Here is a 13503-nt window from a genome sequence, read left to right as displayed (position 1 = left end):
CACCCAAGCCACAGCAGAGTTGCCGGTGCGGGCTCGGTGCACGAGTCGGCTACGGCGGGGCCTGTTGGAGGCCGTGATCGATCACGGCCGGCCCGTCGCCGCTGTGGCCGCCAGCTTCGGGGTCGCCTGGTGGACTGCCCAGAAGACCGTGAACATGGCGATCGACACGCTGCCCGACATCGACGCGCTGCATGTCACCCAGCTCGGGGTCGATGAGCACCGCTACCGAACAGTGCGCTGGTACCGGAATGTCGACACCGGCGGCTGGACGCGGGTCGAGCCGTGGATGACCACGATCGTGAACAGCTGCAGCGGGCAGGTCCTCGGCATCGTCGACGGCCGCGACAGCACAGCGGTCGAGGTCTGGCTGTCAGGTCGTAGCCAGGCGTGGCGGGACCGGATCAGTGTGGTGGCGATCGACCCCTCGGCAGCGTTCCGCAAGGCGATCGTCGGCTGCCTCCCGAACGCGAAGATCGCGGTCGACCCGTTCCACCTGGTCCAACTCGGCAACCTCTGCCTGACCCGTGTCCGGCAACGCCTCGCCCACGAGGTGCACCACCGCAGGGGCCGGAAGGTCGACCCGGCCTGGGCACACCGGATGCTGCTGCTACGCGGCTACAACACCTTGTCGGCGCGTGGTCGTGACCGACTCGAAGTCGTGCTCGCCGCCGATGACCCGACCGGTGAACTGGGCGCCGCCTGGGGCGTCAAGGAAGCCCTCCGTCTGATCCTGGCCTGCCCCACCATCGAGGCCGCCCGTGCCGCGAAGGCCCGCTTCGACGCCTGGGTGGCGATCGCCGCCACCGACGAGACCGACCGGTTCGCCGCGACCATCACCGCCTGGTGGCCCGCCATCGAGGTGACCATCGCCACTGGCGTCACGAACGCGCGCACCGAGGCCGCGAACACTGCCATCAAGCACATCAAGCGGACAGGGCGCGGCTACCGCAACAGTGATCACTACCAAACCCGTATCCTGCTCCGCAGCGCCCACCGGGCGCGGCAACACCGCTTGACCAACCAAGGCACCACGGCCAAGTGCGAATAGCCCGCAAAGGTGAGCGCCGAGATCGCCCGCATCCGTGGCGTCGAGGAGGGCAAGGACGTCGTCAGCCCCTCACGGCACACCGCCTTCAGCAGCGTCGACGAGATGCTCGACTTCGGGGAGATGGTCGCCGACCGCACCGGACTGCCGGTGGGCATCAAGTCGGCGGTCGGTGAGCGCGAGTTCTGGGACGAGCTGGCCGAGCTGGTGGCCGACGGCACCCGTGGCGTCGACTTCATCACCATCGACGGCGGCGAGGGCGGCACGGGTGCCGCTCCCCTCGTCTTCAGCGACTCGGTCGCCTTCCCCTTCCGGATCGGCTTCGCCGAGGTCTACAAGGTCTTCGCCGCCAAGGGGCTGGCCGACAAGGTGGTCTGGATCGGCTCGGGCAAGCTGGGCCTGCCCGAGAATGCACTGGTGGCCTTCACGATGGGCGCCGACATGGTAAACGTTGCCCGCGAGGCGATGCTGGCCATCGGCTGCATCCAGGCGCAGAAGTGCCACACCGACAAGTGCCCTGCCGGTGTGGCGACGCAGAACAAGTGGCTGGCCAGCGGCCTGGAGCCCGAGGGCAAGGCGGAGCGTCTGGCGCGCTATGTGCAAACCCTGCGCCGCGACCTGCTGAAGGTCTCCGAGGCAGCGGGCGTTGCCCACCCCGGCCTGTTGGGCCCGCGCGACGCGAGATCATCGACGGCACCCGCGGCCACAAGCCGCTGGCCGAGGTCTACGGCTACCAGGACGGCTGGGGCGTGCCCAATCAGCAGATCGCCGACGAGATCTCGCATCTGATGGAGCACTTCGGCGAGGACGACGCTTCCGAGGACCACGTGGTACAGCACGAGGAGCTGGACAGTGACGAGCAGAGCGCCTGAGCGCGGGGCAGGCGGGTACTCCCATTCCACCGGAGGAAATATGCACCCCTCACGAAATGCGCACCAGAATTCGGGTCCTGCGAGGGTCTCGCATGGTCTGTTCTGGGCATGGGTCGTCAACGACCTCGAGGAATTGGTCACCATGGGGCCTTGGTCCCGGTCCAATGCCGCCGAGCTGTCACGCCGGGCGCCCATCGCCCTGCCGGACTGGGCGAAAGAGGGACTGGACGAGACCCACGTCAGGGTGTCGATCGCCGTGATGGGTGGCGTGATGTATGCCTTCTCGGCACGGGGTGTGGCCACCGGTGGCCGCTCGCGGCTGTACCAGGCCGCACTGCTTGGTTTCGGGCTGCACGGCTTCACGCACCTGACCAACTCGATGTCCTGGCGCAGCTACACCCCCGGCGTGGTGACGGCACCAACCGTGGTGATCCCCTTCAGTGCCGTGGCGCTGCGGCGTCTCGCCAAGGCCGGCGTCCTGTCGCTGGATCGCACCACCGTCGGCATCGCGGCGGTGGGACCACCCGCCTTGATGGTCGCAATTCACATCCTCACCGGTGAAGCGTTGCGACGCCTGCGAACACGACGGTGAGAACATCCGACGCAGTCCTCTCTGCTGCAGAGCATCGCACTCCTCAAAACCTCCGACACACATTGCTGCGGAGCGCTGATCACAACCCGCGCCGCCGCTCTGGACTGAATCCATGAATCGGCCAACACGTCCCATCCAGTTGCTGACGCCACCAGGAAGATGGATGACCACGTTCTTGTTGGTCATGGTTCTGCTCTGGACATGGAGCGTCGTGACCCATGCGTGGAACCGAGACTTCGACAGGGACTTCTGGTTCTCCCTGGTGGGTCTTGTCGTCGCTCCAGTCGCGCTGATCGGCCAGCGGAAGAAGGATCACGAATCCCGAGAGTGAGACTGGGATCTCTGTTTCAAGTACATCCCCGTCAACAGTGGGAAGACGCGGTTCGACAACGTCTATCGGAGAACATTCCAGCGACCTCGACCCTCGGGGAACGTCCGGGCGATCTTCTTCACTCGCCTGAGTGCCACGGCCAATGGAATTTCCTTCCATGGTGCTCGGGGCATTCATGAGGGAGGGTCGCCACCGAGGCGCGGGCGGGCGAGAGTGTGTCCAAGTAGGCATTCCCGTCGAAGACGAAATTCAGAGCCATGTATTTCCCACCCTGGCGGATCGTCACGTTCGTCATCCAGCCCTCCTTGGTCGCAGTACTGCGCACACTTGACGTTGAGGCTATGCGCTGGGAGCTGGGTCCGGACCACGGCCACGCGGCAACGCCGGAATGGCCCGTGACTGTGCACGTCCAAAGGCGACTCCGCACGCGCTGTATCAAGGGCCCAGTCATTTTTCGACGTGCGCAGTGGAGGCCCGTCGCCGCACTCCCAGCACCACGTGGTTGGGGCGGGGAATTCGCTGACGGGATCGCTGCAGCAATCCAGGGGGGACACCGCCCCCAAGGCCTTGACCCAAAGAGACGGATCAGGACGTTCGAGGCATCAGGCGGATCTCTGCGCGGTGGCCGTTGGTCTTGAGCTTGCGGTCGCACGTGACCAAGGGGCATCCCAACGCTTCGGCCAGTGCGACATAGGCGGCGTCGTAGGACGTGAACTGATGACGCAGGCCCCAGATTGTCATGCTCAGGGGTTCCAGCTCGTGGCGTTCGATGGCGAAGGACCAATAGTCGTCCAGTGCCCGCTGCCCCCGCTCCCGCGTCAGCGCACGACCGAGCTCTAGGCCACGCAGCACCGAGGTCACTTCGACGTCGAGCAGGTGTGGCGCGTGGATGTCCTCTTCGAGGAGGTCCAGAAGCTTGTCTGACGGAGCGAAACCGACCAGCGCCTCCACCATGGCCGACGCGTCGAGCACGATCACCGGCGCGTCGCCTGGATCTCGTCGAGGATGCGCTGGGTGGGGACTCCATCTCCGCGGTCGAGAGTGCGCAGCCGGGCGACAATCTCGGCATTGCTCGGCCGGGCCGCGATCGTGGCCAGCTGGGCGTTGACATAGGCAGACAGGGACTGCCCCTGCGCAGCGGCCCGCGACTTCAACGTCTCGGCAACAGCCTCCGGCACCTCGCGAATGTAGAGCGTCGTCATGGATCCATGCTAGCACTCTGCAAGCAGCAGGCATTGATGATTGTCGGCATACGGGAGTCCGAAGTCCCGGCCACACGCGCGGCTGCCCTGGAAGAGTGTGGGCATGAAGTGGGAAGACGATGGCTCGGGCGTGCTGGAGCTACCCAGCGGACGACGCGTCCGCGGACGCAGAATGAGCGCTTCTTTCCACGAAGACCCCGAGTTCGGCGTGTACGCGCTGTTGCGTCCGCCGCACGTCCCGTGGCCTCATCGCTGGGTGAGGTGGCCCGACTTCGGCCTGCCAGTGGACGACAAGCAGGCCCGAGATGCCCTGGCCGAGGCATGGGGCAGGGCTGTCACCGCACGCGTGGAGGTGGCCTGCGGGGGCGGCCGGGGCCGGACAGGGACGATGCTCGCGGCACTGGCCATGTTGGACGGGCTGCATCGTGACGCGGCGATCGCATGGGTGCGCGGGCGCTATGACGCGCGCGCGGTCGAGACGCCGTGGCAGCGATGGTGGCTCGATCGCTGACTGCGAGGTGGTGTGGGCGACGCGCCCCTTTCCCGGGCTGCTGGTCGCCTCGTTCAACACATCACGCGTCATTCGTTCGCGGCCGGGTGCTGACCCATCCCTTGGCTGCAATCCCGCCCATGAGCACCAGCAGGCCAACCCCGCCGGCACCCACCGGCAGGTAAGCCAGTTTCACGACGACCATGCCTATGATCGCGAGAACGTAGGTCGTGCCGCTCCCCCACCATGGCCATCCATCCGGTGTCAGGGCTGGATCCTTCTTCCGTCGTCGTCCAGCAAGAAATCTCTCGATCGCACCCAGGCCAAAGAGCAGGATCAAGTAGGTCGGGTCGTAGCTTCGCCAGAACAGGGCGAAGATGGCAGTCGCCGTGCCAAACGACAGGAGGACGACGAAGGCAGTGCGCTGCTTGCGTGTTTCCAGCGCCAGGTCGAACAGGTCACACGTCTCTCGAGCTCATCATCGGTTGGTTCCCCGGCCCAGGATGCGAAAATGCAGACACCGCAATGACGCTTGGGGCCGCGTCGTGGTCATCACCATCCTGGACCGGGAATCGTGGGTTCTACAGCTTCCGCGGCACGCGGCGGATGAATGAGTTGGCCATAGGTCGACGAGCAAGATACCGGTCCGACCCATCGGAAGGAACTCGTCACCCTTTCCGCGGACGAAGAGTGCGGCACCTCCCCAGGAGTCCCCCCGCCCAGTCAGGGGCACCAGAAAGGGCAGTCGCCCTTGGCCTGTGGCTTCGTTCGCTTGGTGGCGGGGTTTTTGCAGCGCTCCGTGGCGGTCTTGTTGCCGCGATCACGCAGGACTGGCTGCAGGTAGGTGTCGCGGTCTGAACCGAGAGGGGTGCGCCCGGTCGGGGCCGTTTGGATCGCTGCCGCTACGTCAGAGTCCGAAGGCTCCGCCGCTGACGAGGATCACGATGCCGAGGCCGATGAGAACGATGGGGAAGAGGATGTGCTCCCAGCGTTCGAGCACTTCGGCGATCGGGGGGCGGGTGGCGACGAACTTTGCCAGGGCCACCAGGACCGCGACGAGCGCGAGGAAGACGATGCAGTAGGCGACTACTGCGAGAGGTTCCACGCTGAGGAAGACAGGGGTGTAGACGCCGATGTTGTCGCCGCCGTTGGCAAGGGTGACGCCTGCGACTGTCCACACGCCGACCTTCTTGCCGGCAACCTTGGCCTCGTCGTCATCGTCGTCATCGTCTCCGCGCCAGGCCTGCCATGCGGCCCAGAGGCCGAGGCCCAGAGGGATGAGACCGAAGTACGGGATGGCTGCCGAGGGCAGGAATGCTCCGGCACCGATGGTCACCAGGACCGCGGCACCGAGGATGCCGGCGAATCCGAGGTACTGGCCGGCCAGAATGCGGGCGGTAGTGCCGCGCTGGCCTGCCCCTCGCGCGAAGAAGAGGGAGAGCACGATGATGTCGTCGATGTTGGTCGCTGCGAACAGGCCCATCGCCTGCAAGACCGAGGTGAGGATCATGCGCCCTCCCCAGCTGCGTCGCATCCGGGAAGCGAGCAGGCGGGATCGATGCACGGGGCGTCTTCGTCCACTGCCAGGGTGGCATCGACCAGTGCCGTCAGCGCCTGCGCCAGGTGCGAATCGGCGATCTCATATCGTGTCCGACGACCCTCGGGCTCGGAGACGACGATCCCGCAATCGCGCAGGCATGCCAGGTGGTTGGACACGTTCGGGCGTGTCAGGTCCAGATCTCGGGCCAGTTCCGCCGGGTAAGCGGGATGGTCGAGCAGGGTCAAGATGATCCGGGATCGAGTGGGGTCGGCCAGTGCACGACCCAGGCGGTTCATCACGTCGAGACGCGAAGCAATAGTCAGCATGGACTGAACTATACAGCGCGAACTGAACACTCGGTCACAGGCGTCAGCCCAGATCGCATGCCCGCAAGGGGATCCTTCACCGGGACAGCGGCCGACGGCAGGCCGGAGGAATAGGCGTCGCGATAGGGTGCACCCCGCGCAACAGAACCGTTGCGAAAGGTCTAACACCCCAACGCAACAGAGTGGGCCGCCATGCGCTGCCACGGGCCCGTGAACTTCGGTGTCACAGGTAGCGGCAGACATCCTCGGGGGAGCACGTGGCCGGGTCGCCGGCGGCGGCGTCCTCGCGCAGGTCGGCGATCGTGGTGCGTAGCTGCGCGAGCTCGGCGAGTTGCCGGTCGATCACATCAAGGCGGGTGTCGAGCAGGTCGGTGACGTGCCGGCAGGGGGCCTGCCCCCGGTCGCGGATGTCCAGCACCTGACCGATCTGGGCCAGGGTCAGCCCGGCCGCTTGCCCCCGGCGGATGAAGTCCAGCCGGTCGAGCACCTCGGCGCCGTAGTCCCGGTAGCCCGCCGGGGTGCGGTCCGCGGCGGGTAGCAGCCCGACCTCCTCGTAGTACCGCAGGGTCTTGCTCGTCGTGCCCGACGCCCGAGCCACCTCACCGATCCGCATGCCACTCATTCTCCCCCTTGACCTTCCAGTGCACTGGAAGGTCGATCCTGAGGGCGATGAAGGAGGAGTTCATGACGGCAACGGCTAACAGCAGGTCGTATGACCTGGCAATGATCGGGTCCGGTGGGGCGGCGTTCGCGGCCGCGATCCGCGCCACCAACCTCGGCAGACGGGTGGTGATGATCGAGCGTGGCACCGTCGGCGGTACCTGCGTGAACACCGGGTGCGTGCCCTCTAAGGCCTTGCTCGCGACCGCCGAGGCCCGCCACGTCACACTCGACGCCTCCCGGTTCCCCGGCCTGCCGCTCCCCGAAGTCCGGCCGGTCGACATGCCCGCCTTGATCGCCGGCAAGGATCGGCTCGTCGGGTCACTGCGTGGCGAGAAGTACCTGGACCTGGCCACCGAGTACGGATGGGATCTCCACCCCGGGGACGCCACGTTCGTCGGCACACCCAGCGAGCCGGCACTGCGCGTCACCGGCCCTGACGGCACGGTGGAGACGGTCCGGGCCGCGCACTACCTCATCGCCACCGGCTCCAGGCCCTGGGCGCCGCCGGTCCCCGGCCTGCAGGAGGCCGGTTACCTGACCTCGACCACCGCGATGGAACTGGACCACGTCCCGGAGTCGCTGCTGGTCATCGGCGGCGGCTACGTCGCGATGGAGCAGGCCCAGCTCTTCGCTCGGCTCGGCGTCCGGGTCACCATGCTGGTCCGCTCACGGCTGGCGTCCCAGGAAGAACCCGAGGCGTCCACCGCCCTGGATGAGATCTTCACGGACGAAGGCATCCAGATCATCCGCGGCGCGGTGCCCAGCGCGGTCCGCCGCGACCCGGCCACCGGCGAGGTCACGGTCACTGCCACCACCACTGACGGCTCACAGGAACTCCGGGCGGCCGAGGTACTCGTCGCCACCGGGCGCCGCCCGGTCACCGCCACGCTCGGTCTCGACACCGTCGACGTGCGCACCGGCGACCACGGCGAGGTGGTCGTCGACAGCCATCTGCGCAGCACCAACCCGCGCGTCTGGGCTGCCGGTGACGTCACCGCCCACCGTCAGTTCGTGTACGTCGCCGCGGCCCACGGCGCCCTCGTCGCCGACAACGCCCTCACCGGCGCCGGCCTCGAGGTCGACTACCGCCACCTGCCCCGGGTCGTGTTCACCAGCCCCGCCCTGGCCGCCGTCGGGATGACCGAACGGCAGGCCTCCGCTGCCGGGATCCGCTACGACAGCCGTGTCCTGTCACTCGCGCACGTCCCACGCGCGATCGTCAACCGCGACACCCGCGGGTTCATCAAGATGGTCACCGACGCCGACACCGGCCGCATCATCGGCATTACCGCCCTGGCCCAGGACGCCGGCGACCTCGCCGCCGCCGGGGTCTACATGCTCGAGGCCGGCATGACCACCAGCCAGGTCGCCAACCTCTGGAGCCCCTACCTGACCATGGCCGAAGGCCTCAAGCTCACCGCGCAGGCCTTCACCACCGACATCGCCAAGCTCTCCTGCTGCGCGGCGTGAACCTGCCCCGCACACAGGGACACCGATAGGGGACCGCCTCGCCCCGGGGCGCGAGACAAGAAAATGGGCGCCGATCAGCCCTACTTACTGGCACCCCTGCGTATCGGACCTGCAACCACCGGGGAGTTCAGTCGATGCAAGAACTCCCGTCCCAGGCCTATATCTGGACGTCTTCACGACCTCTACGTGCTCGACCCGACGAGGACAGCACTGGACGACGCGATGACCGCCTTGCGGCGCCGCCATGAGGCCGCGGTCCGTTTGGGCCGCGTCACCGCACCACCATGACCACGATCGTCACCACGTAAGCCGCGGCGACCAGACCGATCCCCAGCAGGGTGAGCACCACCCCGCGCCGGGCCGGCCGCTGGCCCTCGTCCGGCCCGGGGCCCTTGCCGTGCTTCGCGGTCATCGCGCGCTCCTAAGACGTTGCTCAAGCATGTGCGGCTCTCGCGAGCGGGCTTCCGTGCCGAGTGCTACCAGCTCAGGTCGTGACAGCCGTCGCTGCCGGCGCCCTCCACCTGCAAGGTGGCATGGGCGATACCGTAACGGTCGCGCAGCACCCGGCGCGCGCCGGCAAGCACGGCGCCGTGGTCCGCGCCCTGGTCAGCGACCAGGTGGGCCGTGGCCACGTTCATCCCCGACGTCAGGGTCCACAGGTGCAGGTCGTGGACCTCCTCCACCCCCTCGACCGCGTCCAGGTCACCGGCGACGTCCTCCGGGTCCACCCCTTCCGGGGCGTGCTGGCCCAGCACCGCGATCACCTGCCTGCCCAGAACCACTGCCCGGATGATGACGAAGACCGCGATGAGCGCCGCGACCACGACGTCCCAGATCGGCTGGCCGGTGAGGATGATCAGCACGCCGGCGACCATGACACCCACCGACCCGGCGGCGTCGGCGATCACCTCGTAGTAGGCGCCCTTGACGTTCAGGCTGTCCTTGGCCCCGCTGCGCAGCAGCAGCATGGAGATGATGTTGATCACCAGGCCGGCGAAGCCGACCGCGAGCATAGCGCCGGAGGCCACCTCCGGCGCGTCGCCCAGCCGGCTGATGGCCTCGACCACCACGTACACCCCGACCGCGAGCATCGCCAGCACCGCCAACGCCGAGGCGAACACCTCGGTCCGGTAGGAGCCATAGGTGCGTCGCCCTGTGGAGTCCGGCCGGCTCGCGATGCGCGTCGCCAGCAGCGCCGCACCCAGCACCACCACATCGGCAGCCATGTGCCCGGCATCCGACAGCAGCGCCAACGACCCCGACACCAGCCCCGCGACCAGCTCGATCAGGAAGAAGCCCGCCGTCAGGGCGAACGCCCCCGCCAGCCGCCGACGGTAGCGGCCACCGGCATGCCCGGTCGCCGGGGCATGGCTGTGTCCCGCCCCCATCAGCCCTGCCCCTCGTGGCGGGCGTGCTCACGGGAGACGTCCAGCAGCATCCGCACATGCCCGTCAGCGAGGCGGTAGTACACCATCCGCCCCTCCCGGCGGTTCTCGACCACCCCAGCGGTACGCAGCACCCGCAGCACCTGGGACACCGACGCCTCCGCGACATCGACCGACGCCGCCAGGTCACACACGCACAGCTCGCCGGCCTCCAGCAACGCATACAGCACCCGGGCACGGCGCGGGTCCCCCAGGAGCTTGAACAGCCCGGCCAACCTGCCGGCCTCGCGCTCGTCGGGGATCCTCTCCCGGGTCAGCGCCACCTTCTCCGGATGGACGGCGGTGACCTGACACGAATCCAACGGCGTCACACTCATGCCACGACCATACACCAATGCAGATGTGCAGATATCAGCAGCGGGAGCCACACACGAGAGGTCAGCAGGTTCTGTATGGTCAGCGCATGCTGACTATTGCTTCGCGGCTGGACGTGATGAACCGGCTGGGCCGGGCGATGGCCGACCCGACCCGCTCCCGCATCCTCATGACACTCCTCGAGGGCCCGAGCTACCCGGCGGTACTCGCCCGCGACCTAGGCCTGACCCGGTCGAACGTGTCGAACCACCTCACCTGCCTGCGGGACTGCGGCATCGTCGTGGCCGAGCCCGAGGGGCGCCAGACGCGGTACGAGATCGCCGACCCCCACCTGGGGGCGGCGATGACCGCGCTGGTCGAGGTGACGCTGGCCGTCGATGAGAACGCCCCGTGCGTGGATGCCACCTGCACGGTGCCCGGCTGCTGCCCGAGCGGGACCGTGGCATGAGGGCGACCACCCACACCCCCGTCGAGGAGCTCGAGACCGACGACGAGCACGAGACCCCGTGGTGGGCTGACCGCGCCGTCCTGATCCCCATCGCCTCGGGGGTCGCGTTCGTCGCCGGGCTGGCCTGTGAGTGGTCCGGCGCCCAGAGCGCGGCGCTGGTGCTGTTCTGGGTCGGTCTGCTGCTCGGGGCCTCCACGTTCGTCCCCGGTGCGCTGCGCAAGCTCGCCACGGGCAAGCTCGGCATCGCGCTCCTCATGACGATGAGCGCCACCGGCGCGGTCATCCTCGGCCACGTGGAGGAGGCCGCGGCCCTGGCCTTCCTCTACTCCATCGCCGAGGCCTTGGAGGACCGGGCGATGGACCGGGCGCGTGCCGGGCTGCGCGCGCTGCTCAAGCTCGTGCCCCAGAGCGCCACCGTCCTCACCGACGGCCATAGCGCGAGCGTCCCGGCCCGTGACCTGGCCGCGGGGCAGGTCATGCTGATCAGGCCCGGTGAGCGCATCGCCACCGACGGCATCGTCCGCAGCGGGCACAGCAGCGTGGACACCTCGGCGATCACCGGTGAGTCCATCCCCGTCGAGGTCGGCCCCGGTGATGAGGTGTCTGCCGGGGCGATCAACGCCGCCGGAGCCCTGCAGGTCGAGGCGACCGCGCCCGGCACCGACAACTCCCTGACCACGATCGTGAGCCTGGTCGAACGCGCCCAGACCGAGAAGGGGCAACGCGCCCGGCTGGCCGACCGCATCGCCCGTCCGCTCGTGCCCGGCGTCCTGGTCCTGGCCGTGCTGGTCGCGCTCATCGGCTCACTCGCCGGTGACCCGCAGACCTGGATCACCCGCGCCCTGGTGGTGCTCGTGGCCGCCTCCCCGTGTGCGCTGGCGATCGCGGTGCCGATCACCGTGGTCTCCGCGGTCGGCTCGGCCAGCAAGTTCGGCGTCATCATCAAGAGCGGTGCCATCTTCGAACGATTCGGGGACATCGGGCACGTCGCCTTCGACAAGACCGGGACCCTGACCCGCAACCAGCCCACCGTCACCGCCGTCGTCCCCGCCGCCGACGTCACCGAGCAACAGGTCCTGGCCTGGGCCGCCGCGCTCGAGCAGCACAGCACCCACCCCCTCGCCACCGCCATCACCCACGCCGCCCCCACAATCCCCGCCGCCCAGGGCACCACCGAGGAAGCCGGCCACGGAATCCACGGCACCGTCGACGGCGCCGTAGTGCTGGTCGGCAGCCCCCGCTGGGTCGACCCCGGCGACCTCACCTACCGGGTCCGTGACCTGGAGGCCCAGGGGATGACGGTCGTCGTCGTCCACCGCGACGGCGCGGTCGCCGGGGCGATCGGGGTGCGTGACGAGCTCCGTCCCGAGGTCCCCGAGGTCATCACGACCCTGGCGGGCCAGGGCATCGACGTCACGATGCTGACCGGAGACAACGAGCGCACCGCCCGCGCCCTCGCGGCCCAGGCCGGCATCAGCGACGTGCGCGCCGAGCTGCGCCCCGAAGGCAAGTCCGCCGCCGTGGGCGAGCTCAGCGTGCGCCGGCCCACCGCGATGATCGGTGACGGCATCAACGACGCCCCCGCCCTGGCCGCGGCCGACGTCGGGATCGCGATGGGAGCCACCGGCTCCGACGCCGCGATCGAGTCCGCCGACATCGCCTTCACCGGCCAGGACCTGCGCCTGCTGCCCCAGGCCATCGCCCACGCCCGACGCGGACGGCGCATCGTCAACCAGAACATCGTCCTGTCACTGCTCATCATCGCCGCGCTGCCACCCCTGGCCATCACCGGCGTCCTGGGCCTGGCCGCCGTCGTACTCATCCACGAAGTCGCCGAGGTCCTGGTCATCCTCAACGGCCTGCGCGCCGCACGCACCCACCAGCCCACGCGCGGACACTGACCCCCGCGGACCAACGCGGCCCCACTGACCCACCGCCGGCGGTCCGGCGCGCCCTGAAAGGCACCGATGGAACTGCTCACCCCGATCCTGCAGGCGATCGGCCTGTTCGTGGCCACGAACATCGACGACATCATCGTCCTGTCCCTCTTCTACGCCCGCGGCGCCGGCCAGCGGGGCACCACCCGCAAGATCCTGCTCGGCCAGTACCTCGGCTTCGGGGGCATCCTGCTCGCCGCCGTGGTGATCTCCCTCGGGGCCCGCAGCTTCCTGCCCGAGGACGCCCTGCCCTACTTCGGGCTCATCCCCCTCGCCCTGGGCCTCTACGCGGCATGGCGAGCGTGGCGCAACCGCGGTGACGACGACGATGACGGGGCCAAGGTCGCCGACAAGCAGGTCGGAGTCCTGACCGTGGCCGCCGTGACGTTCGCCAACGGCGGAGACAACATCGGGGTCTACGTCCCCGTCTTCGCCACCGCGTCCACCACCGCGATCATCGCCTACTGCCTCGTCTTCCTCGCCCTGGTCGGCCTCCTCGTCCTCGCAGCCAAGTACGTCGCCACCCGCCGGCCCATCGCCGAGATCCTCGAACGCTGGGAACACATCCTCTTCCCGCTGGTCCTCATCGGCCTCGGCATCGTCATCCTCCTCGAGGGCGGCGCCTTCGGCTTGTAGCTCACGCCCGCGGCGCCCGACATCACTGGAAATTCAACGACGACTGACAGAACGTCGCGGTCCTCGGGAGCAAACGCTGTTACCTCTTCTGCGGCGGGAGGGGGAGGTGGGACTGTCCTGGAAATGGTGTAAGTGGCTCCATCGCCCGCAAGGGCAGGAGGAGTCATGATGACCGAGACAACAACCAGCAG

19 protein-coding genes are annotated in these 13503 nt (G+C 68.3%); 10 read left to right on the top strand and 9 right to left on the bottom strand.

From position 1 onward, the window contains the following. From ACYVKA_RS09530 to ACYVKA_RS09510, 5 genes are all read left to right on the top strand, one after another. The coding region (locus ACYVKA_RS09530; protein WP_460704941.1) for an ISL3 family transposase at positions 1–1048 on the top strand (1048 nt) is incomplete at its 5' end. 9 nt (positions 1049–1057) lie between these two features. After that, the gene (locus ACYVKA_RS09525; RefSeq protein WP_460704939.1) at positions 1058–1834 is read left to right on the top strand and encodes a glutamate synthase-related protein; all 777 of its coding nucleotides are present in this window, start codon (positions 1058–1060) and stop codon (positions 1832–1834) included. After that, positions 1795–1917, top strand: a complete 123-nt coding sequence (locus tag ACYVKA_RS09520; protein ID WP_460704937.1) for a hypothetical protein — start codon at positions 1795–1797, stop codon at positions 1915–1917. Before ACYVKA_RS09525 ends, ACYVKA_RS09520 begins: the two co-directional genes overlap by 40 nt. A gap of 40 nt (positions 1918–1957) precedes the next feature. Beyond that, a complete protein-coding gene (locus ACYVKA_RS09515) occupies positions 1958–2509 on the top strand; it encodes an HXXEE domain-containing protein (RefSeq protein WP_460704935.1) in 552 nt (183 codons plus the stop codon). A 163-nt stretch (positions 2510–2672) separates the two neighbouring features. Beyond that, entirely contained in the window at positions 2673–2840 is a 168-nt protein-coding gene (locus ACYVKA_RS09510; RefSeq protein ID WP_394275415.1) for a hypothetical protein, read from the top strand. 585 nt (positions 2841–3425) lie between these two features. On the opposite strand, the gene ACYVKA_RS09505 is transcribed toward ACYVKA_RS09510, so the two are convergent. Then, a complete protein-coding gene (locus ACYVKA_RS09505) occupies positions 3426–3818 on the bottom strand; it encodes a type II toxin-antitoxin system VapC family toxin (RefSeq protein ID WP_460704933.1) in 393 nt (130 codons plus the stop codon). Continuing rightward, entirely contained in the window at positions 3815–4042 is a 228-nt protein-coding gene (locus ACYVKA_RS09500; RefSeq protein WP_394275413.1) for a FitA-like ribbon-helix-helix domain-containing protein, read from the bottom strand. The genes ACYVKA_RS09505 and ACYVKA_RS09500 overlap by 4 nt, the downstream gene beginning before the upstream one ends. Positions 4043–4145: 103 nt before the next feature. Here ACYVKA_RS09500 and ACYVKA_RS09495 point away from each other — a divergent pair, with 103 nt between their 5' ends. Further along, entirely contained in the window at positions 4146–4553 is a 408-nt protein-coding gene (locus ACYVKA_RS09495) for a phosphatase domain-containing protein (protein WP_460704931.1), read from the top strand. Between the two features lie 61 nt (positions 4554–4614). Here the strand turns inward: ACYVKA_RS09495 and ACYVKA_RS09490 are convergent, their stop codons facing one another. The 4 genes from ACYVKA_RS09490 to ACYVKA_RS09475 all read right to left on the bottom strand — a co-directional run bounded on the left by ACYVKA_RS09490 (position 4615) and on the right by ACYVKA_RS09475 (position 7011). Beyond that, complete coding sequence (locus tag ACYVKA_RS09490; protein WP_460704929.1) at positions 4615–4872, bottom strand: hypothetical protein; 258 nt, start codon at positions 4870–4872, stop codon at positions 4615–4617. A 567-nt stretch (positions 4873–5439) separates the two neighbouring features. After that, on the bottom strand, positions 5440–6042 hold the full coding sequence (locus ACYVKA_RS09485) for a cadmium resistance transporter (protein ID WP_016997609.1): 603 nt from the start codon (positions 6040–6042) through the stop codon (positions 5440–5442). Next, positions 6039–6398, bottom strand: coding sequence for a Cd(II)/Pb(II)-sensing metalloregulatory transcriptional regulator CmtR (gene cmtR, locus ACYVKA_RS09480; RefSeq protein WP_006590980.1), 360 nt, complete (start codon positions 6396–6398; stop codon positions 6039–6041). Before cmtR (ACYVKA_RS09480) ends, ACYVKA_RS09485 begins: the two co-directional genes overlap by 4 nt. Before the next feature lie 223 nt (positions 6399–6621). Further along, positions 6622–7011: a heavy metal-responsive transcriptional regulator gene (locus ACYVKA_RS09475; RefSeq protein ID WP_036382791.1), complete on the bottom strand. Its 390-nt coding sequence runs from the start codon at positions 7009–7011 to the stop codon at positions 6622–6624. A gap of 71 nt (positions 7012–7082) precedes the next feature. Here ACYVKA_RS09475 and merA point away from each other — a divergent pair, with 71 nt between their 5' ends. Continuing rightward, positions 7083–8531, top strand: a complete 1449-nt coding sequence (gene merA, locus ACYVKA_RS09470) for a mercury(II) reductase (protein ID WP_041103924.1) — start codon at positions 7083–7085, stop codon at positions 8529–8531. A 271-nt stretch (positions 8532–8802) separates the two neighbouring features. On the opposite strand, the gene ACYVKA_RS09465 is transcribed toward merA, so the two are convergent. The 3 genes from ACYVKA_RS09465 to ACYVKA_RS09455 form a co-directional block, all read right to left on the bottom strand. Further along, entirely contained in the window at positions 8803–8943 is a 141-nt protein-coding gene (locus ACYVKA_RS09465) for a hypothetical protein (protein ID WP_002854087.1), read from the bottom strand. A gap of 64 nt (positions 8944–9007) precedes the next feature. Next, positions 9008–9919 (bottom strand): cation diffusion facilitator family transporter, encoded by a 912-nt coding sequence (locus tag ACYVKA_RS09460; protein WP_341359065.1) that lies wholly within the window; start codon positions 9917–9919, stop codon positions 9008–9010. Further along, on the bottom strand, positions 9919–10293 hold the full coding sequence (locus tag ACYVKA_RS09455) for an ArsR/SmtB family transcription factor (RefSeq protein WP_036334148.1): 375 nt from the start codon (positions 10291–10293) through the stop codon (positions 9919–9921). The genes ACYVKA_RS09460 and ACYVKA_RS09455 overlap by 1 nt, the downstream gene beginning before the upstream one ends. An 86-nt stretch (positions 10294–10379) precedes the next feature. On the opposite strand from ACYVKA_RS09455, the gene cmtR (ACYVKA_RS09450) reads away from it, so the two are divergent. From cmtR (ACYVKA_RS09450) to ACYVKA_RS09440, 3 genes are all read left to right on the top strand, one after another. Beyond that, positions 10380–10739, top strand: coding sequence for a Cd(II)/Pb(II)-sensing metalloregulatory transcriptional regulator CmtR (cmtR, locus tag ACYVKA_RS09450; RefSeq protein WP_060774483.1), 360 nt, complete (start codon positions 10380–10382; stop codon positions 10737–10739). Further along, complete coding sequence (locus ACYVKA_RS09445) at positions 10736–12640, top strand: heavy metal translocating P-type ATPase (RefSeq protein WP_460704927.1); 1905 nt, start codon at positions 10736–10738, stop codon at positions 12638–12640. The genes cmtR (ACYVKA_RS09450) and ACYVKA_RS09445 overlap by 4 nt, the downstream gene beginning before the upstream one ends. A 66-nt stretch (positions 12641–12706) precedes the next feature. After that, entirely contained in the window at positions 12707–13312 is a 606-nt protein-coding gene (locus tag ACYVKA_RS09440; RefSeq protein ID WP_460704925.1) for a cadmium resistance transporter, read from the top strand. The last annotated feature ends 191 nt before the right edge of the window (positions 13313–13503 follow it).

This window comes from Luteococcus sediminum (assembly GCF_054783495.1).
Note: the sequence above shows the minus strand (reverse complement) of the source record. Positions and strands in the feature narration are given on the sequence as shown.